The following is a 19,455-nucleotide window of genomic DNA, read 5'->3' as shown; positions in this document are numbered from 1 at the left end:
AGACCATCGCAAATCACGCGCCCGGCGCTGCTCGCGAACACATTCGCGCGCGCCCGGAAAAAGGCCCCGCGCCGGCCGCCCGCGCGCGGACCGGCCGAGGTGTTCTCTATTGCGGAAACTGCTAAAATGGAGTTGGATCAAGGCCGGGGGGCATGTCGGACTGCGACTGTCATCCTGCCGTCATGGACGGCGCTTAGGTGCTCACGACGTGGTGACAACATCACCCGAGATCCCTCAGACGGGCAATAATCAAACCGCTTCGGCGGAAACAGGAGCGTTCGAAATGTCGAGACTTCACAAGCTTGGCGTGGTGCTGGCCACCACCACAGCCTTCACGATGAATTTTGCCGGCGCGGCCTTCAGCCAGAACATGGACGAACTGGTCGCCGCCGCCAAGGCCGAAGGCATGCTCACCACCATCGCGCTGCCGCATGACTGGTGCGGTTACGGCGGCGTGATCGCCGGTTTCAAGGCGAAATACCCCGAAATCACCGTCAACGAGCTGAACCCCGATGCCGGCTCGGCCGACGAGATCGAGGCCATCAAGGCCAACAAGGACAACAAGGGCCCGCAGGCGCCGGACGTGATCGACGTCGGCCTCGCCTTCGGCCCGTCGTCCAAGGCCGAAGGCCTGACGCAGCCCTACAAGGTCTCGACCTGGGACTCCATTCCCGATGGCGCCAAGGATGCCGAAGGCTACTGGTACGGCGACTATTACGGCGTGATGTCGTTCCTCGTGAACAAGGATCTCGTCGCCAACACGCCGACCGACTGGTCCGACCTGCTGAAGCCGGAATATGCCGGCCAGGTGGCGCTCGCGGGTGACCCGCGCGCCTCCAACCAGGCCATCCTCGCCGCCCTCGCCGCAGGTCTCGCCAATGGCGGCGCCGCCGGCAAGGAAGCCGGCGAAAAGGGCCTCGAGTTCTTCGCCGAACTCAACAAGGCCGGCAACTTCGTGCCGGTGATCGGCAAGGCCGGCACGCTGGCGCAGGGCGCGACCCCGATCGTCGCCATGTGGGACTACAATGCGCTGGCCGCCAAGGACACGCTCGCCGGCAACCCGCCGGTCGAAGTCGTGGTTCCGGCATCGGGCGTCCTCGCCGGCGTCTATGTGCAGGCGATCAGCGCCTATGCGCCGCACCCGAACGCCGCCAAGCTCTGGATGGAATATCTCTATTCGGACGAAGGCCAGCTCGGCTGGCTCAAGGGCTACTGCCACCCGATCCGCTTCAACGACATGGCGGAGCGCGGCGTGATCCCGCAGGACCTGCTCGACAAGCTGCCGCCGGCTGAAGGCTACGCCAAGGCCTACTTCCCGACGCTCGAGGAAGTGAACGCCAACAAGGAAGCCGTCGTTGCCGGTTGGGACGCCGTCGTCGGCGCCAACGTTCAGTAAACCGACACCCTGAACAGCCGCCCCGCGCCCGCCGCGGGGCGGCTCCCGTTTCCGCTCGACCGAACATGGCGCGATGACTTTCCAGCCCTCCCCAGATGTCGACACACCCAGGCGCGTTCCGCTCAAGGAAAGGCTGCCGCTCGACTGGCTGGGGCTCGCGCCCTTCCTGGTGTTCGTGACCTTGTTCCTGCTCGCGCCCACCATGTACATCGTGGTCGGCGCATTCCGCTCGGTCGACGGCAGCTTCACCTTCGACAATGTGATCGGCCTCAACACCCCCTCGATCCGTTCGGCCTACTGGATCTCGATCAAGATCTCGCTGGCCTCGGCCTCGCTCGGCTGCCTCATCGGCTTCGCCATGGCGGCGGCGATGACGCTGGGCGGCCTGCCCAAGGCGATCCGCGGGCCGCTCCTGACCTTTTCCGGCGTCGCCTCGAATTTCGCCGGCGTGCCGCTGGCCTTCGCGTTCCTGGCCACGCTCGGCCCGATCGGCCTGGTCACCGTGTTCCTCAAGACCAATCTCGGCCTCGATCTCCGGATGCTGGGCTTCAACATCCTGAGCTTCTGGGGGCTGACGGTCACCTACCTGTTCTTCCAGATTCCGCTGATGATCCTGATCATCACGCCGGCGCTCGACGGGCTCAAGCGGGAATGGCGGGAGGCGGCGGAGATCCTCGGCGCCACCGGGCCGCAATACTGGCGGATGGTGGCGTTTCCGATCCTGTTCCCGGCGATTCTCGGCACCATGGCGCTCCTGTTCGCCAATTCCTTCGGCGCGGTGGCGACCGCGATCGCGCTGACCGGCTCGTCGCTCAACATCGTGCCGATCCTGCTGTTCGCGCAGATCCGCGGCGACGTGCTGGGCGACCCGCATCTGGGCTATGCGCTGGCCTTCGGCATGATCGTCGTCACCGGCATCGCCAACACGATCTACATCGTGCTCCGGGCACGCTCCGAGAGGTGGCAGAAATGATGCGGCTTTCGGCCTGGGCGGCCATCGCCTTCGGGATGCTCTACTTCCTCCTGCCGCTCCTCGGCATGACCGAGTTCTCGCTGAAGATGCGGCGCGGCGTCTATTCGTTCGATGCCTATGCCAAGGTGCTGGCCGATCCGCGGTTCCAGGAAACCTTCAGCTATTCGGTGATGATGGCGGTGTTCACCATCGTCTTCGGCGTGCTCCTGGTGGTGCCGACGGCCTACTGGGTGCGGCTCAAGCTGCCGCGCGCCCGTCCCTTCGTGGAATTCGTCACCCTGCTGCCGCTGGTGATCCCGGCGATCGTCGTCGTGTTCGGCTATATAAGGCTGTTCAACACCTCGAGCTGGCTGCCGCTCACCGGCACGGCGATGGGCACCAACATCCTGTTGATGTTCGGCTATGCGACGCTGTCGCTGCCCTATATGTACCGCGCCGTCGACACCGGGCTCAGGACCATCGACGTCACCACGCTCACCGAGGCGGCGCAATCGCTCGGCGCCGGCTGGGTGACCATCCTCGGCCGGCTGATCCTGCCCAATGTCCTGGTCGCGGTGCTGTCAGGCGCCTTCGTCACGCTTGCCATCGTCATCGGCGAGTTCACCATGGCGGCACTTCTCAACCGTCCCGCCTTCGGTCCCTACATGCAGCTCCTGGGCGCCAACCGCGCCTATGAGCCGGCCGCCCTCGCCGTGATCGCCTTCGGCATCACCTGGGCCTGCATGGGGCTCATCCAGCTTGTCGCGCGGCTCGCGCCCAAACCCGCAACTCCGGTGAAAGACTGATGACCGAAGCCCCCTATCTTTCCATCAACGGAATCTCCAAATCCTTCGGGACCATGCAGGTGGTGCGCAACGCCGACATCGAGATCGGCCGCGGCGAGTTCGTCTCGTTCCTCGGACCGTCGGGCTGTGGCAAGACCACGATCCTGCGCATGGTGGCCGGCTTCGAGACGCCGAGCGCCGGATCGATCAGCATCGACGGCCGCGACGTGACCTACCTCAAGCCGAGCCAGCGCAACATCGGCATGGTGTTCCAGTCCTATGCGCTGTTTCCGAACCTGACGGTGGCGGGCAATATCGGCTTCGGGCTCCGGGTGGCGGGCGAAAGCCGCGCGGGCATCGACCAGCGGGTCAAGGAAATGCTGGCGCTGATCGGGCTTCCGCAACTGGCCGACCGGTTTCCCTGGCAGCTTTCGGGCGGCCAGCAGCAGCGCGTGGCGCTGGCCCGGGCGATCGCGCCCAGGCCCTCGGTGCTGCTGCTCGACGAGCCGCTGTCGGCGCTCGACGCCAAGATCCGGGTGTCGCTGCGCGAGGAGATCCGCGCCATCCAGCAGGACCTCGGCATCACCACCATCTTCGTGACCCACGACCAGGAAGAGGCGCTGTCGATGTCGGACCGGGTGATGGTCATGAACCAGGGCCGGATCGAGCAGATCGGAACGCCCGCCGACATCTACAACCATCCCAACACTTCCTTCGTCGCGGCCTTCGTCGGCACCCTGAGCCAGTTGGAGGCGACGGTGACCGACCCGTCGCGCGGCGAGGCGCAGGTGGGCGAAGCGCGGATTTCCGGCCTGCGCCTGCCGCAGCAGGCGAAGCCGGGCGACACGCTCCGCCTGGCGCTGAGGCCCGAATCCCTGAGGCGCGACCATCGCGAGGGCGACCAGACGCTGGAAGCGCGGATTCAATCGGTCAATTTCCTCGGCGCCGTCATCCGCATCAAGCTCGTCATCGGCGCCGTGCCGCTGTCGCTCGACACCTTCAACGACCCGACACGCCCTCCCCCGGTCACCGGCCAGACCATCAAGGTGCATTTCGCGCCGCAGACGGTGCTGGCGCTGACCGATTAAAGCCGGCCAGGGCGTCCCTTGGCGGAGGCGGATCCGACGGCCGGTCCGGCACCCTCGGAACGCGGGTAGACTTTGGCAAGCCGCACGTCATCCCTGGGAACCGGGACTCGCGTCCCGTGCCGCGATCTCGCGCAATGTCGTTTTGACGACCTTTCCGTAATTGTTCTTGGGAAGGTCGCTCACGAAGACATAGCGCTTCGGCTTCTTGAAGGAGGCCATCTGGGATCTGCACCAGGTCTCGAGACCTTGCGGATCGCCACCCGCCCCGCCCTTGAGCACGACAAAGGCCACGACCGCCTCGCCCCATTCCGGGTCCGGGGCGCCGACGACCGCGGCCTCAGCCACAGACTCATGCAGCAGCAGGACTTCCTCGACTTCGCGCGGATAGATGTTGGTGCCGCCCGAGATGATGACATCCTTGGCCCTGTCGGTGAGCGTGAGAAACCCGTCGGCGTCAAGATATCCCAGATCTCCGGTGCGCAGCCAGCCGTCCACCAGCGTTTCGCGTGTCGCTTCCGGATTGCGCCAATAGCCTTTCATCACGGTGTCGCCGCTGACCATGATTTCCCCGGTCTCGCCGTGCGGGCAGGCCCTGAACTGGGCATCGACCACCCGCAGCCTCACGCCGGCCTGCGCAAGACCCACCGAATTGCGCCGGGACCGCCAGTTCCCGTGACTGGTATCGCTGACAAGATCGCGCGGCAGCACGGTGATCGTCATCGGGCTCTCGCCCTGCCCGTAGATCTGCACGAACCGGGTCCCCAATTGCTCAAGCGCCGCGTCGAGATCACCTGCATACATGGGGCCGCCGCCATAGATGATCGACTTGATGCCGTCTCCCTCGAAGCCGGTTTCGCCACTCGCATCCACGAGCCGCTTGACCATGGTCGGCGCGGCGAAAAAGGTCAGGTTGCCGAGCCTGCCCGCCAGATCGATGATCTCCCTCGGATCGAAGGCTCTCGACCTTGGCACGATGTGACAGGCGCCCCGACGGATGTAGGGGAAGTTGTAGAGCCCGGCGCCGTGCGACATCGGCGCGGCGCAGAGCGGGTGATCGTCGCCCGAAACCTGGTCGACATCGAGGGCATAGGTGAGGCTCATCGCCGTGAGATTCCTGTGCGTCAGCATCACTCCCTTCGGCCGCCCTGTCGTGCCCGATGTGTAGAACAGCCAGGCGATATCATCGGCCTCGCGAGGAACGGGCGCGATCAGGTCCGCGGCGGAGGTTTCGACATCGACGACGAGTTGCGCATGTTGCGGCGAGCCGATGCCTATTTCCGTGCACCGCTGCAGCAGCCCGTCCTGGGCGAGATCGGATCCCGTCTGCGTGAAGATCAGCCGGGCCCCCGCATTGGCGACGATCCATCCCGCTTCCCTGGGGTGAAGCTTGTGATTGATGGGAACGGCCACGGCCCCCGCCCACCAGATCGCGTAGAGCAATTCCAGGTATTCCGGACAATTCGCCGCGAAGATCGCCACCCTGTCGCCGGGGCAGACGTCATGATGCGCAGCCAGACGACGCGCCATGGTCGCGGCGCGCGCCGCGAACTGTCCATAGGTCGCGTGAAGCTGATCGCCGAAGCGGATCGCCGGCCGGTCGGGATATGCGCGCGAGGACGCGTGAAGCCAGTTGGCGATGTTCATCTCTTAAGCCCCACCCGCCTCTAGGACGGTCGCGTAATTCGCCACCGCGGCGCCACCCATGTTGAAGACAAGCCCGAGACGCGCCCCTTGTTTCTGGATGCCGCCGGCCTGGTGGGTCACCTGCCGGTACGACAGGGCATGCATCGACACCCCGGTCGCGCCGACCGGATGGCCTTTGGCCTTCAGGCCGCCGGACAGGTTTACCGGCAACCTGCCCTCGCGGTAGACGGTCCCGTCCGCCAGGGCGTCGGCGCCCCTGCCCGCCGGCGCCAGTCCCATCGCTTCGTAGATGAGGAGTTCGGCGATGGTGAAGCAGTCGTGGACCTCGGCGAAATCGAGGTCGTGAAGGGTGATGCCGGCGGCATCGAGCGCGGAGGCAATGGTTCTGGCCGGTCCCTCGAAGGCCGCGAAATCACGGGCCGCCATGGGCAGGAAGTCGCTGACATGGATGGCCGAACGGATATGCGCCTTCTTCCCGAAGCGGTGAGAATTCTCGTCCGTTGTCAGAATCAGGGCCGCGGCGCCGTCCGTGATGGGCGAGCAGTCGGTCAGCCGCAAGGGCGGAGCGATGACGGGATTTGAACGGGAAATCGTGTTGCAGGCATGAAAATCCAGCGCCTTGTGCATGTGGGCAAGCGGGTTGCCCAACGCGTTCTGATGATTCTTGGCCGCGATTTTCGCCATTGTATCGAGGGGATCGCCGAAGCGCTGGCGATAGGCGTCCGCGGCAAGCGCAAAGATCTGCGGAAAGCTCAATCCGCTTTCCGAGGCGCTGTTCTGATAGCCGGCCCCGGCCAGCGACGCCGTCACATCGGCGGTCGCCCTGTGCGTCATCTTCTCGGCGCCGACAACCAGCACCGTCCGCGCGGCTCCGGCGCGAATGGCATTGATGCCAGCAAAGATCGCTGCCGCCCCGGACGCGCAGGCATTCTCGCATCGCGTCGCAGGTTTGAACCGAAGCTCCGGATAGGCCTGCAGCACAAGCGACGAGGCGAAACCATCCGGCACAAGGGCAAAATTGAAATGCCCCAGGAAGGTCGCGTCGATTTCGTCGGGTGAGATACCGCTGTCCTCGACCGCCTCGGTGGCCGCGGCGACAATCAGTTGTTCGAGCGTATCGTCGACCCTGCCGAACTTCGTGTGGCCGGCGCCGACGATCGAAATACCGGTTCTTCTGCTTTCAGTCATCTGCTCTTCCCTTGGAAAAGAGTTTGCTTTCGGTATCTGCGCACCACACTTTTGAAGACCCCGAGCTAAGCGCCGCGCGCATAGGGATCCGCATGGGCCGGCAGCAGCTTTCCGGCGCATTCGCCAAAGCCGATCAGGTAACCGTCGCCCCGCGCCGCGCCGCGGAAGACAATGGTGTCATTGTCCTCGATGAACGATCGCGTGCCGCCGCCATCGAGCCCGATCGGCTCCTTTCCGCCCCAGGACAATTCGAGCAGCGAACCCCGGCTCTGCCGGGTTGTGCCGGAGATGGTGCCCGACCCCAGCATGTCGCCCACCTCCATCGGGCATCCGGAGGTGGTGTGGTGCGCCAGATTCTGCGGAGCGGAGTAGTACATCTCCCTGTAGTTCGAGCGCGTGATCGTCGTCGCATGTTGCGCCCCATCCGGCTGGAGCAGCACATCGAGGTCGATGTCGTAGAGCATCGGCCCCGGCTCGCGGAGATGCGGCAGCAGCGGTGTGTCGCGTTCGGGCGTCGACACGTGGAACGGCTCCAGCGCCAGGCTGGTCACGATCCAGGGGCTGATGGTGTTGGCCGTGGCCTTGGCCTGGAACGGACCCAGGGGCTGGTATTCCCATGTCTGGATGTCGCGGGCCGACCAGTCGTTCAAGAGAACGTAACCGAAGATCATCTCATAGGCCTGGGCGACGGAGACGGGCCTGCCAAACTCCGACGGCTGCCCGACAATGGCGCCCAGCTCCAGCTCGAAGTCGAACCTTTCACAGGGCGCGAAGCGCGGCGCGGCTTCGTCCGGCGCCTTGAGCTGGCCCCAGGGCCTGCGGATCTCGGTGCCCGAAATCACGATCGACGAGGCCCGGCCGCTATAGGCGATGGGCAGATGAAGATAATTGGGCGGAAGCGCGTTTTCGGGACCGCGGAACATCGTGCCCACGTTGAAGGCGTGATTCCTGCATCCGTAGAAGTCGGCATAGCCGCGGGTCTCGACCGGCAGATGCAGGGCGGCATCGGCCTGGGGCACCAACGCGCCGGACCAGGCTTGCCGATCGGCCTGCGACGCCTCTTTTCCCAGCATGGCATGCAGGCGGGCCCTGAAGGCGCGCCATGTCTCGGGCCCGAGCGCCATGAAGGCATTCCATGACGGCCTGTCAAACACCGGATGGTCGTGAACGGACAGGAGCCCGCCTTGTTCCAACGCCGTCACGTCCAGAATCTGGTCGCCGATAGCGACGCCGCAGCGGCGCCTGCCGCCCGCCGTCGAAAAGATGCCGCAAGGCAGATTGTTCAGTGGAAACTGGCCATCGGGCGCGTTGGCGCTCTCGACCCAGGAAGTGAGCAAGGACATCGGGTCTCCCGTCTCGGTTTCGATTGTGGATCAGCGGTCACCGCCCTTGGAACTGGCGATGACCGGCGGAGTTGCCGCCTATCGCGGCCGGGGCGTGCCGTCGAACTTCTTCTCCAGCGACGACCAGCAATCGATGTAATCGTCCTGCAACGGCGCCTCCTGCGCCGCGAACCGGGTCAGATGCTGGGGGAACCGCGTTTCGAACATGAAGGTCATGGTGTCCTCGAGATAGACCGGCTCCATCGGCTCGGTGCTGCCTTTCTCGAACGCTTCCCGGTCGGGGCCGTGCGGCAGCATCATATTGTGAAGCGACATGCCCCCCGGCACGAAGCCCTGCGGCTTGGCGTCGTAGATCCCGACGATATTGCCGCACAACTCGGACATGATGTTCTTGTGATACCAGGCCGGACGGAAGGTGTTCTCGGCCACCAGCCAGCGCTCCCGGATCAGCAGGAAATCGATATTGGCCGTGCCCTCGATCCCCGACGGGGCGGTGAGGACGCAAAAGATGGAGGGATCGGGGTGGTCGAACAGGATCGCGCCGACCGGGCTGAAGGACCTCAGATCATATTTGCAGGGCGCGTAATTGCCATGCCAGGCCACCACATCGAGCGGCGAGTGGTCGATCGTGGTCTGGTGAAACGACCCGCACCATTTGATCGTCATGCGGCTTTCGGCGTCCCGGTCCTCGAACCAGGCGACCGGCGTCTTGAAGTCGCGGGAATTGGCGAGGCAATTGGCGCCGATCGGGCCCCGGCCCGGCAGATCGAATTTCTGGCCGTAGTTCTCGCAGACAAAGCCGCGCGCCGGCCCCTCGACCACCTCCACGCGATACACAAGCCCGCGCGGGATAACCGCGATCTCCTTGGGCGCCAGGTCGATAATCCCGAGCTCGGTGTAAAAGCGCAGCTTGCCCTGTTGCGGGACGACCAGAAGTTCGCTGTCGGCCGAATAGAAGTAGTCATCCTCCATCGACTTGTTCGCCAGATAGACATGGCTCGCCATGCCGGTCTGGGTGTTGACATCGCCGGCCGTGGACATGGTGCGCATGCCGGTGATGAAGGTCAGTTCCTCCTCGGTGTGCGGCACCGGATCCCAGCGGTACTGGCCGAGCGACACCAGATCGGGATCGACATGCGGCGCCGACTTCCAATGCGGCATGTCGATCTTGGCGAAGCGATGCGTGTGCTTGACCGATGGGCGGATACGGTAGCACCAGGTGCGCTCGTTCTTGCCGCGCGGGGCGGTGAACGCCGTGCCCGTCAACTGCTCGGCGTAGAGCCCGTAATTGCACTTCTGCGGGCTGTTCATGCCCTGCGGCAGGGCGCCGGGAAGCGCTTCGGTTTCAAAGTCGTTGCCAAATCCCGGCATGTAGCCCTTGTCCGGACTGTAGCCCTGCATTGTCGGGTTGGTCTGGGCCGGTGCGATTGCATCCACGCGCGCGTTCATGAGTACCTCCTGGATAGATGTGCGAATTTCGTTACGCTGAACTTTCAACATATTGGGTCGGCCTTCGGACCTGGACCGGGCGATCATTTCATCGTGTGCGGCAGAAACAGCGAAATCGCCGGGATCGAAATCAGAAGCGCCAGGCGCACGACATCGGCCACCAGAAAGGGAATGATGCCGCGGTAGATCGTCGGCAAGGCGATATCCGGGTTGAGGCTGCGGACGATGAACAGGTTCATGCCGATGGGCGGCGAGATCATGCCGAACTCGATCGCGACCACCACGACGATTCCAAACCAGACGAGATCATATCCCAGGCCGGCAACGAGCGGCGCAAACAGCGGCACGGTCAACAGCATCATCGCCAGACTGTCGAACACGCAGCCGAGCACGAGATAGACGGCGACGATCGCAACGATGATCAGGACCGGCGAGACTCCCACGGACTGCACCAGGCCGGACAGCATGGCGGAGAAGCCCGAGAAGATCATGATGTTCGAGAACAGCAGCGCGCCGATCAGGACGAACAACAGGACAGCCGTCATGATGGCGGCATCGAGGGCAGCCTTCAGGATCTCGTTGAAGGCGAGCCTGCCGCGCAGGACGCCCAGCAGCAATGCGCCGCCGGCTCCGATTCCCGCCGCCTCGGTGGCGCTGAAAATGCCCAGATAGAGCCCGCCGATGACCACGCCGAACAGGATGATGACCGGCCAGACGCCGAGCAGTGCGGCCCCGGGCGACGGCAGGTCCATGCCCTCGGTCGAGGGCGCCAGTTGCGGCTGCAGCCGCACGGCGATCATGATGGCGACGACGTAGAGGACCATGCCGAGGATGCCGGGCAGAATGCCGGCAAGAAACAGATCGCCGATGCTTTGCTCGGTGATCGTGCCGTAGATCACGAGCACGATGCTGGGCGGAATGAGGATGCCGAGAGTCCCGCCCGCCGCCACGGATCCCGTGGCCAATCCGCTATCATAGCCGAACCGCTTCATTTCAGGCATGGCGACGGACCCCATGGTTGCCGCCGTCGCCAGGCTGGAGCCGCAGACCGCGCCAAATCCTGCGCACCCCGCAACCGTCGCCATCGCCAGACCGCCGCGCACCCGGCCGAGAACCGCATTGGACGCATCGTAAAGCGCCGACGCGATTCCGGCCCGGGCCATCAGATTGGCCATGAAGAGGAACAGCGGCAGCACAGTGAGCGTGTAGCTGCTGGCTGTGTCGAAGGCGGTCTGGGCAAGCATGGACCCAGCCGCACCGGGCCCGATCATGGTGATAAGCCCGATGAAGCCGACCGCGCCGAGCGCGACGCCCAGACGCACGCCCAACCCCAACAGAACGAATATGGCTGCAAACGAAATCAATGCGGTGGTCATTGGCGCGCCTCCTTCCAGCCGTGGAGGATGCCGCCGATGGCCGCGGCGACGAACGCAATCGCCGCGGCCCACGCCGCCGAGTGCAGCGGCAGGCCGAGGTAATCGGTCCTGTCGCCATAGGACATCAGCTTGAGCGCGAACCCGGCGCAATACCACGCCATGGCCAGCAGATATCCGGTCAGGAACACACCCGCGAGGAGCAGGGAAAGCTGCCTCAGCACCCCCGTGAAGCGCTCGGAGAGCACATCGACGATGACGTGATCTCCCCTCAGCGTTGCCAGCGGCAAGGCGGCAAAGAACAGGATCGACATGAGGAACTGGATCGCTTCGCCGCTCCAGCCCAGCGGCCGGACCAGGACATAGCGGAACAGCACGTCCCAGCACATGATGAAGCAGATACCGGTAACGGTGGCGATGGCGATGGCGCTGAATATCCGCTCCGCCAAGGAGACCGGCCAAGGCTGCCGGGCCGTGGCGGAGTGCGCGCTTGTCTGATCAGTCATTCGTCTTGTCCAAGCCTTCCAGGGAGCCAGTCACTTCGCGCCGGACAGCGCGCGGATGCGATCGAGCGCGGCCCGGCCATCGATGCCCTTGGCCTCGGCTTCGGCGATCCATGCCTCTTCGATCGGCAGCAGGCGCTGGCGGATTTCGTCAAGCAACGCGCCCTCTGCCGTAAACCGCTTCACGCCATCGGCTTCCATCCGTTCGATGGCGCTTGCATCGGCCTTGTCCCAGGCTCGGCCGCCGAGGCGCGCCAGCGATTCACCGGAGACCGACCAGATGGCGTCCTGGTCTTCCTGCGAAAGGCTGTCCCATTTCTGCTGGTTCATGATGATGTAGACGGCGGCGTTGTAGAGCCCGCCGGGGACCGAGAACTGGCCCTGGACGACATCGCCGAGCTTGTAGGATTCATAGGCTTCGTGCGTCCAGAACGCGCCGTCGGCAACCTTGCGCGCGAGCATCTCGTAGGCCTCGCTCGAGGGACCGGTGACCCCCGCCCCGCCAAGGGCCTCTGCGATCTCCTGGGGCGTCTTGCCTCCCGCGCGGTACTTCTTCCCGGCAAAGCCGTCGAGCGCGTGCGGCGGCTCGCCGGTCGTGTAAATGGTGCCCGGTCCGGTGGTGTAGACGGCCAGCACCTTGACGCCGTCGAACTCCTTGGCGGCTTCGAACATTTCCTGGTGCACGGTCCAGTAGGCGACCGAAAGCGCCTCCGCATTGTCGCCCAGGAAGGGCAGATCCAGGGCCTTGGTGAGGGTGAAACGACCCGGCGTATAGGCCGGCACGCCCCAGGCCACGTCCACGGCGCCGCTTTCCACGGCGTCGAACATCCGCGGGGGAGCCGCCACGGTCGACGGCAGGAATTCCACTTTCACCCGGCCTTCCGTGGCCTCCTCGACGTTTCTCGCCCAAGGCTCGAACACATCGACGACTTGACCGTGCTGTGGCGGAAGAAAATTGTTGAAGCGCAGAACCGTCTGCGCCTGAGCCGGCAAGGCGGCGAAGCCGAAGGCGAGGCCAGCGAGTGCGCCAGTGAGAACGAATTTCATAATCTTACCCTCCCAAGTGAAGCTGATGGGGGCAGTTTCTAACACACAGAAAAAAACTTGCAATATGAAATTATTTCGTTTTGAATGCATTTCATCGACAGGAGACACCCGTGTTGCAGGATACCTTTGAGTTCAGCTCTTCGTTCGCCGGGCCGCGACTGGCGGTGACGATACTCATGCATGGAGATGAAGCCTGCGGGCTGGCGGTGCTGGACACGGTGCGCGCGGAAAATTTCGCGCTGTCCTCAGGAAGCCTCGTCGTCCTCGTCCTCAACCGGCGCGCCCATGAGGCGCCCGAAGGACCGGTTCGGCATCTGGGCACGGACATGAACCGGATCTGGTCGCACGCGGGCCTTGGAGAGCGCACCGAGGAAGCACGGCGGGTCGCTTCCACCCTGCCCTGTCTGAAGGACGCGGACGCGATCCTGGATATTCACTCCATGCCGTCCCAGGACACGCCGTTTCTTTTCGTTTCGGAAACGCACCCGCGATCGGCGGACCTTGCGGAAAAGCTCGGCGCCGCCGTTCCCCGCGTGGTCACGGCGCCGCCTCCCCAACAGCGCGGCATGGCGCTCTTCGAAACCGAGCTGCTATCGAAAGAAACGCCGATCGTCGTCGAATGCGGACAGCATCAGTCGGCGCAGGCGCCGGACGTCGCCCGAGCGACATTCCTGCGTTTTCTCTCTGTCCATGGGATGATCGAGACAGGTGGAGACGCCGAGACAGCCTCCAGCGAGACGGTCCGCTTCTACGAGATGTGCCGGGAGATCAAGCTCGACCAGGGGCCGCTGACACTCGCCCTGCCCATGCGGGGCTTCGACCGCCTGGATCGCGGGGAAACCTATGGCTGGGACGGGCCCCGGCCGCTCATCGCCGAAGAGGATTGCCACGTGCTCTTGACACGGCCGGCGGTCAACCCCGGCGACGAGGCGCTGACACTGGTGCGCCTGACGAGGACCAGGCACGTGTAGGACCCATCGATCTTCGCGTTTTGGCGCGCAGTACCCAAGCCATTGCCTAACACCCAACCAGGAGGAACCTTATGGGCATTCCAGTCGAGAAAGATCCGAACAGACAGCACGAAAATCCGCTCGGCACGGACGGCATTCCCTTCATCGAGTTCAGCGCGGTCGACACCGGGCCGATTGCGACCCTGCTCGAGAAATGCGGCTTCGCGCACATCGCCAATCATCGCCATCACTCGGTTCAGCTTTGGCGGCAGGGCGAGATGGACGTTCTCCTCAACGACGATCCGAAGACCTACGGCGTCAATTTCGCCAAGCTCCACGGCCCCTGCATCTCGGCCATCTCCTTCCGGATCGCCGACGAGGACCAGTCCTGCGCGGCGGCCGCGGCCAACGGCATCGTCTATTACGAGGGCGACCGCGGCGTCCTGACCGTCGGCGCGCCGGCCATGGACGGGATCGGCCACAGCCTGCTCTACCTGATGACACGCGAGACCGAGACGCGCATCAAGTCCGACGAATTCATCCCCCTCGAAGGGGACACCTTGCCGGAGGTGCCGGGCGCCGGATTCAGGCTCATCGACCATCTGACCCACAATGTGAGGGCCGGCAACATGGAACGCTGGGCCGCCTTCTATCGCGACGCCTTCAACTTCCGCGAGGTGTTCTATCTCGACACCAAAGGCCAGAGCACGGGGTTGCGGACCCGCGCGATGAAAAGCCCGTGCAACCGTATCTGCATTCCCGTCAACGAGCCGACCGACGAGAAGTCGCAGATCCAGGAATATATCGACCAGTACAAGGGCGAAGGCGTGCAGCACCTCGCCTTTCTCAGCGATGACCTGAACGACAGCGTCGAGCGGATTTCCGAAAACGGCATTCCGCTGATGGAGATTCCCGACAGCTATTACGATCAGATCGAGGGCCGCATGCCCGGCCACGGCCAGGATGTCGCCCGGCTCAGGTCGAACGGAATCCTGATCGACGGCGACCGGGATGACAACGGCGACTGGACCATCCTGCTGCAGCTTTTCTCCAAGAACCTCATCGGGCCGATCTTCTTCGAGTTCATCGAGCGGCGCGGCAATGAAGGCTTTGGCAACAACAACGCCAAGGCCCTGTTCGAGGCGATCGAGCGCGATCAGATCAAGCGCGGCGTCGTCCAGGCCTCTTAACGACCCGCCCTTGTCTGAAGTCCAACGGGAAGCACCGCGGTCGCGCACCCCGTCGCGACCGTCCAAGACATCACCATCACCAAAGGGAGCAGCATCATGAATGTCAAAATGTTGGCGACACTGGCCGCATCAGCGCTTTTCGCCTCGACCCTGTCCGTCCTCGCCCAAGACAAGGTGAGCGTGAAGCTCAGCTATATCGTCGACCACCCCGCGATCGACGCCGCGCGGGACGGCGTGATCGACACGCTGAAGGCGGCGGGGTTCGTCGAAGGCGAAAATCTTGATCTCGAGGTCCAGAGCGCCCAGGGCAACATGACCACCCAGGCGCAGATCAATCAGAAGTTCGTCGGCGACAGCCCCGATCTGATCGTCGCCATCTCGACGCCGAGCGCGCAGACCGCCATGAGCGCGACCTCGGACATCCCCATCGTCTTCGCGGCCATCACCGACCCGCTCGCCGCGGGTCTGGTGGATTCCAATGAGAAACCGGGCCGCAATCTGACCGGCTCGAGCGACAAGACGCCGGTCGACAGGCATCTCCAACTGGTCAAGCGCATCGTGCCCGAGGCAAAGACCATCGGGATCGTCTATAATGGCGGAGAAGCCAACTCCGTCGCCCTCGTCGAGGAATTGAGGGCCGAGGCCACAAAGCTCGGCCTTGAGGTTGTCGAGGCGACAGCCATCCAGTCGTCGGCCGTTCTCGATGCCGCGCGCAGCCTCGTGGGCAAGGTCGACGCCATCTATGTGCCGACCGATTCCACGGTCGTCAGCGCCTTCGAGTCCGTCGCCCGCATCGGGGGCGAAGCGGACATCCCCGTCATCGCCGCCGACACCACCGTCGTCGAACGCGGCGCCATCGCGGCGCTCGGCTTCAGCTATTACGACATCGGCGTTGCCGCCGGCGAGTCCGCGGTGAGGATCCTCAACGGCGAGAACCCCGCCGATATCCCGGTCCGCTTCATCGACAAGCTCGAACTCTACGTCAATCCGGGCGCGGCCGAGGAGATGGGCATCAGCCTGCCCGACGACCTGCTGGCGGAAGCCACCCGGGTGATCGAATAAATCAACAGACCAGAGCAAGGCCTTTGACATGACATTCTATGCTTTCATGGGCGCGGTCGAGGCCGGATTGATCTTCGGCCTCGTCGCCATCGGGGTGTATCTTTCCTTCCGCGTTCTCGATTTCCCCGACCTTACCGTCGATGGGAGCTTTCCGCTGGGCGCGGCGGTCGCCGCCGTGCTCATCACCTCCGGCGTCAACCCGTTTCTGGCGACGGCGATCGCCGTCGCCGCGGGGTTCGTCGCAGGCTACATAACCGCGACACTGCACATACGCCTGAACATCTTGAACCTGCTCGCCAGCATCCTGGTGATGCTGGCCCTGTTTTCCATCAATCTGCGGATCATGGGGCGTCCCAACCTTCCGCTGCTGTCTTCGGAAACCGTGTTCTCTCCGCTCAAGGCCCTCTCCGCCCCCAGCTACATGACCATACCGGTTGCCCTGGCGGTCGTCGTGGCCGCCGGCAAGCTGGTGCTGGACTGGTTCCTGGCAACCGAGATCGGGCTGGCGCTGCGCGCCGCGGGCGCCAATGCGCGCATGGCCTCCGCCCAAGGCATCGACCGCAACCGGATGCTGCCGCTGGGGCTCGGCATCTCCAACTCCTACACGGCGCTGGCCGGTGCGCTGTTTGCCCAGTCGCAAGGCTTCGCCGATGTCGGCATGGGCATCGGCATCATCATTGTCGGCCTCGCCGCCGTGATCGTCGGCGAGACGATCATCTCGCCACGCACCGTGCTTCTTGCCACGCTGAGCGCCATTGTCGGCAGTCTGATCTACCGGATCGTCCTCGCATTCGCACTCAACCTCGATCAGATCGGGTTGCGGGCGCAGGACCTCAATCTCGTCACCGCCCTCCTCATCGTGCTCGCCCTGTCGCTGGCCCGCGCCCGCGGATCGTCCTTTCCGAAACTCAGGGCGGCGCGTGCGGCATCCAAGAAGGAGCAACAAGGCAATGCTTGAGGCCAGGAACATCGATGTCGTGTTCAATCCCGGCACGGCCCTTGAAAACCGCGCCGTCAAAGGCTTGTCCCTGACCATCCGCACGGGCGAATTCGTCACCGTCATCGGCACCAATGGCGCGGGCAAATCCACGCTTCTGGGCGCGTTCGCAGGCGATGTGTCGCCTGCCCGCGGGCAGGTGCTGATCGACGGGCAGGACGTGACCAGGGCCAACGCCTCCAGGCGCGCCCGCCAGTTGGGCCGGGTCTTTCAGGACCCGCGCACCGGCACCTGCGAGACGCTGACGATCCTTGAAAATCTCGCCATCGCCGCCAACCGGACACGCGCGAGGGGAATCCGCACGGGAACCCCAAAGGCGAAGATCGCCGAATGGAAAGACCGCCTCGCCGAACTGGGGCTTGGCCTCGAAAGCCGCCTCAACGACCGCGTCGGCCTGCTGTCCGGCGGGCAGCGGCAGGCGCTCAGCCTGCTGATGGCCTGTCTCGTGCCCAACCGCGCCCTGCTTCTCGACGAGCATACCGCGGCGCTTGATCCGGGGGCGGCCGAAAAGGTCCTCGAGCTCACCGATACTTTTGCGGAACGCGACGCGCTCACGGTGCTGATGGTCACCCATTCCATGGCGCAGGCGCTCGCGCACGGGACCCGCACCGTCATGCTGCATGAGGGGCAGGTCATGTTCGATCTTTCAACCCAGGAACGCGCCGACCTCGGCGTCCGGGGGCTGCTGGATCTGTTCAAGCAGGTCCGCGGCCGCGAGGTCGACGATGATTCCATGCTTCTGGAGCCGGCATGATGGATGAGACCCAAGCCCCCGACAGGATCGACGCGCAGCCCGGCGGCCTTGCGCTGGATCCCCCGGCGCGCGCGCCGGCCGCGCCGCAGCATCCCCAGGCCGCCGGGCTTCCGCTGCGCCGGTTCGCCAAGGTGCAGAACGTGCTGGAGATGCGCACGCGCGCCAGGAAGGCCATGCCCAGGGCGGTCTTCGACTTCATCGACGGCGCCGCGGAACAGGAGATCTCGCGCCGCCGCAACCGCTCCCAGTTCGACAATTGGGGCTTCGTCCACAGGGTCGGCGTGGATGTGAGCCGCGTCGACATGTCGGTGGAGCTCTTCGGCGACACCTATGACGCGCCCTTCGGGATCGGGCCGACCGGGCTTGCCGGTCTCGCCTGGCCCAAGGCGGAAACCCTCATTGCGCAGGGCGCAAAAGCCGCCAATATTCCGTTCTGCCTGAGCACCGTCTCCAGTGTCCGCCTCGAAGAGGTGGCCGAAAGCGCCGGTGCTGGACTCTGGTTCCAGCTCTACATCTTCAGAGATCGCGGCCTTTCCCGCGAGCTCGTCAGCCGCGCCAAAAAGGCCGGTTACAAGGCTCTGGTCATCACCGTGGATTGCGCCACCGGGGGCAACCGCGAGCGGGATCCCAGAAACGATTTCACCCTGCCCTTGCGTCCCACCCTCCGCAGCGCATTCGACACCCTGAAGCGGCCTGGCTGGATCGGCAGGCTGGTGGCCAACGGCGCGCCGAGACCCGAGAACATGGTGGAGGCGGCCGCAAAGGCCGCCCGGAACGCGCAAGGGCTGGTGGTGTTCATGAGCGAACAGCTCGACCCTTCGGTGACCTGGGACGACGTGGAGGAGTTTGTCGACCTCTGGGACGGCCCGGTCATCATCAAGGGCGTGCTCAGCACCGAGGACGCCGAAAGGGCGGTAAAGGCCGGCGCCGACGGATTGATCCTGTCAAACCACGGGGGCCGCCAGCTCGATGGCGCCGTGTCTTCCCTGCACGTCCTCGAGCGCGTGCGCGATGCCGTCGGTCCCGCGCCGACGATCTTCTGCGACGGTGGGTTCCGCCGCGGCGCAGACATTCTCAAGGCCAAGGCCCTGGGCGCGAATGTCGTGCTGATGGGCCGCAACACGCTTTACGGTGTCGGCGCCGCCGGCCGGCCGGGCGTCGATCACGTCATTCACCTGTTGAAGACGGAAGTGGAACGGGCGCTGGTGCTGCTCGGCGTCCCGCGGGTCTCGGACCTGACCCGCGACCATTTGATGGACATGTCCCGCCTGCCGCCCGCGCCGGCCAAGGCCGACTAACCTTTAAGGAGCACTTTGCATGAGCCCCACCCATATCGGCGAAAACCCCCTGATGGCGGACGTCACAATGCACAAGGACGTTGCGTATCTGTCCGGCCAGGTCGCGATGGAGGCCCGCAACGCCCCGTTCGCCGACCAGGCCCGGGCGGTTTTCGCGCGCATCGACGATCTGCTCGCGCAAGCGGGGACAGACCGCTCACGGCTCCTCACCGCTTCCATATGGCTTGTCGATCTCGACGATTTTGCCGAGTTCAATGTGCTGTGGCGGGATTGGCTGAAAGATCAGCGCCCGCCGGCGAGGGCAACCGTGGGGGCATCCCTCGTTCTGCCGGGGCTGAAGCTGGAAATCCAGGTCACGGCTGCTGTAAGAATATAATCCCTGCGCGTTGCCGGGCTTCGATGGCATATCGGCCGGTAAGCCGATATGAATGAATCC

General features: G+C 64.6%; 18 protein-coding genes. 11 read left to right on the top strand and 7 right to left on the bottom strand.

Annotation, left to right across the window (positions count from 1 at the left end; genetic code table 11):
* Positions 1-337 precede the first annotated feature (337 nt).
* The 4 genes from LL06_RS04870 (at position 338) to LL06_RS04855 (ending at position 4,221) form a co-directional block, all read left to right on the top strand.
* Positions 338-1,396 carry an ABC transporter substrate-binding protein gene (locus LL06_RS04870; protein ID WP_152599497.1) on the top strand — a complete coding sequence of 353 codons (1,059 nt, stop codon included), beginning with the start codon at positions 338-340 and terminating at the stop codon, positions 1,394-1,396.
* Positions 1,397-1,469: 73 nt separating this feature from the next.
* On the top strand, positions 1,470-2,369 hold the full coding sequence (locus LL06_RS04865; protein WP_035523008.1) for an ABC transporter permease subunit: 900 nt from the start codon (positions 1,470-1,472) through the stop codon (positions 2,367-2,369).
* A complete protein-coding gene (locus tag LL06_RS04860; protein ID WP_035523005.1) occupies positions 2,366-3,154 on the top strand; it encodes an ABC transporter permease in 789 nt (262 codons plus the stop codon). The genes LL06_RS04865 and LL06_RS04860 overlap by 4 nt, the downstream gene beginning before the upstream one ends.
* Positions 3,154-4,221 carry an ABC transporter ATP-binding protein gene (locus LL06_RS04855; protein ID WP_035523002.1) on the top strand — a complete coding sequence of 356 codons (1,068 nt, stop codon included), beginning with the start codon at positions 3,154-3,156 and terminating at the stop codon, positions 4,219-4,221. The genes LL06_RS04860 and LL06_RS04855 overlap by 1 nt, the downstream gene beginning before the upstream one ends.
* Before the next feature lie 87 nt (positions 4,222-4,308).
* Here the strand turns inward: LL06_RS04855 and LL06_RS04850 are convergent, their stop codons facing one another.
* The 7 genes from LL06_RS04850 to LL06_RS04820 form a co-directional block, all read right to left on the bottom strand.
* A complete protein-coding gene (locus tag LL06_RS04850; protein ID WP_035523000.1) occupies positions 4,309-5,865 on the bottom strand; it encodes an AMP-binding protein in 1,557 nt (518 codons plus the stop codon).
* Between the two features lie 3 nt (positions 5,866-5,868).
* On the bottom strand, positions 5,869-7,053 hold the full coding sequence (locus LL06_RS04845) for a thiolase domain-containing protein (protein WP_035522996.1): 1,185 nt from the start codon (positions 7,051-7,053) through the stop codon (positions 5,869-5,871).
* A 65-nt stretch (positions 7,054-7,118) separates the two neighbouring features.
* The gene (fahA, locus tag LL06_RS04840; protein WP_035522993.1) at positions 7,119-8,396 is read right to left on the bottom strand and encodes a fumarylacetoacetase; all 1,278 of its coding nucleotides are present in this window, start codon (positions 8,394-8,396) and stop codon (positions 7,119-7,121) included.
* Between the two features lie 78 nt (positions 8,397-8,474).
* Complete coding sequence (gene hmgA / locus LL06_RS04835) at positions 8,475-9,797, bottom strand: homogentisate 1,2-dioxygenase (RefSeq protein ID WP_052161227.1); 1,323 nt, start codon at positions 9,795-9,797, stop codon at positions 8,475-8,477.
* 131 nt (positions 9,798-9,928) lie between these two features.
* Positions 9,929-11,221 carry a TRAP transporter large permease gene (locus LL06_RS04830; protein ID WP_035522987.1) on the bottom strand — a complete coding sequence of 431 codons (1,293 nt, stop codon included), beginning with the start codon at positions 11,219-11,221 and terminating at the stop codon, positions 9,929-9,931.
* On the bottom strand, positions 11,218-11,724 hold the full coding sequence (locus LL06_RS04825) for a TRAP transporter small permease (protein ID WP_035522985.1): 507 nt from the start codon (positions 11,722-11,724) through the stop codon (positions 11,218-11,220). Before LL06_RS04825 ends, LL06_RS04830 begins: the two co-directional genes overlap by 4 nt.
* Positions 11,725-11,754: 30 nt before the next feature.
* Entirely contained in the window at positions 11,755-12,768 is a 1,014-nt protein-coding gene (locus LL06_RS04820; protein ID WP_035522982.1) for a TRAP transporter substrate-binding protein, read from the bottom strand.
* A 110-nt stretch (positions 12,769-12,878) separates the two neighbouring features.
* Between LL06_RS04820 and LL06_RS04815 the strand changes: the two genes are divergently transcribed.
* The 7 genes from LL06_RS04815 (at position 12,879) to LL06_RS04785 (ending at position 19,395) form a co-directional block, all read left to right on the top strand.
* Complete coding sequence (locus LL06_RS04815) at positions 12,879-13,739, top strand: succinylglutamate desuccinylase/aspartoacylase family protein (protein ID WP_035522979.1); 861 nt, start codon at positions 12,879-12,881, stop codon at positions 13,737-13,739.
* A 71-nt stretch (positions 13,740-13,810) separates the two neighbouring features.
* Positions 13,811-14,908, top strand: a complete 1,098-nt coding sequence (gene hppD, locus LL06_RS04810; protein WP_052161223.1) for a 4-hydroxyphenylpyruvate dioxygenase — start codon at positions 13,811-13,813, stop codon at positions 14,906-14,908.
* A gap of 96 nt (positions 14,909-15,004) precedes the next feature.
* Complete coding sequence (locus tag LL06_RS04805; RefSeq protein WP_035522976.1) at positions 15,005-15,970, top strand: ABC transporter substrate-binding protein; 966 nt, start codon at positions 15,005-15,007, stop codon at positions 15,968-15,970.
* A 28-nt stretch (positions 15,971-15,998) separates the two neighbouring features.
* Positions 15,999-16,928, top strand: coding sequence for an ABC transporter permease (locus LL06_RS04800; protein WP_035522973.1), 930 nt, complete (start codon positions 15,999-16,001; stop codon positions 16,926-16,928).
* Positions 16,921-17,721, top strand: a complete 801-nt coding sequence (locus LL06_RS04795; protein ID WP_035522970.1) for an ATP-binding cassette domain-containing protein — start codon at positions 16,921-16,923, stop codon at positions 17,719-17,721. Before LL06_RS04800 ends, LL06_RS04795 begins: the two co-directional genes overlap by 8 nt.
* A complete protein-coding gene (locus tag LL06_RS04790) occupies positions 17,718-19,019 on the top strand; it encodes an alpha-hydroxy acid oxidase (protein WP_081963656.1) in 1,302 nt (433 codons plus the stop codon). Before LL06_RS04795 ends, LL06_RS04790 begins: the two co-directional genes overlap by 4 nt.
* 19 nt (positions 19,020-19,038) lie before the next feature.
* The gene (locus LL06_RS04785; protein WP_035522968.1) at positions 19,039-19,395 is read left to right on the top strand and encodes a RidA family protein; all 357 of its coding nucleotides are present in this window, start codon (positions 19,039-19,041) and stop codon (positions 19,393-19,395) included.
* Positions 19,396-19,455 lie beyond the last annotated feature (60 nt).

This window comes from Hoeflea sp. BAL378 (genome assembly GCF_000759435.1).
Taxonomy (GTDB): domain Bacteria; phylum Pseudomonadota; class Alphaproteobacteria; order Rhizobiales; family Rhizobiaceae; genus Hoeflea.
This window is presented reverse-complemented; position numbering and strand designations above follow the sequence as displayed.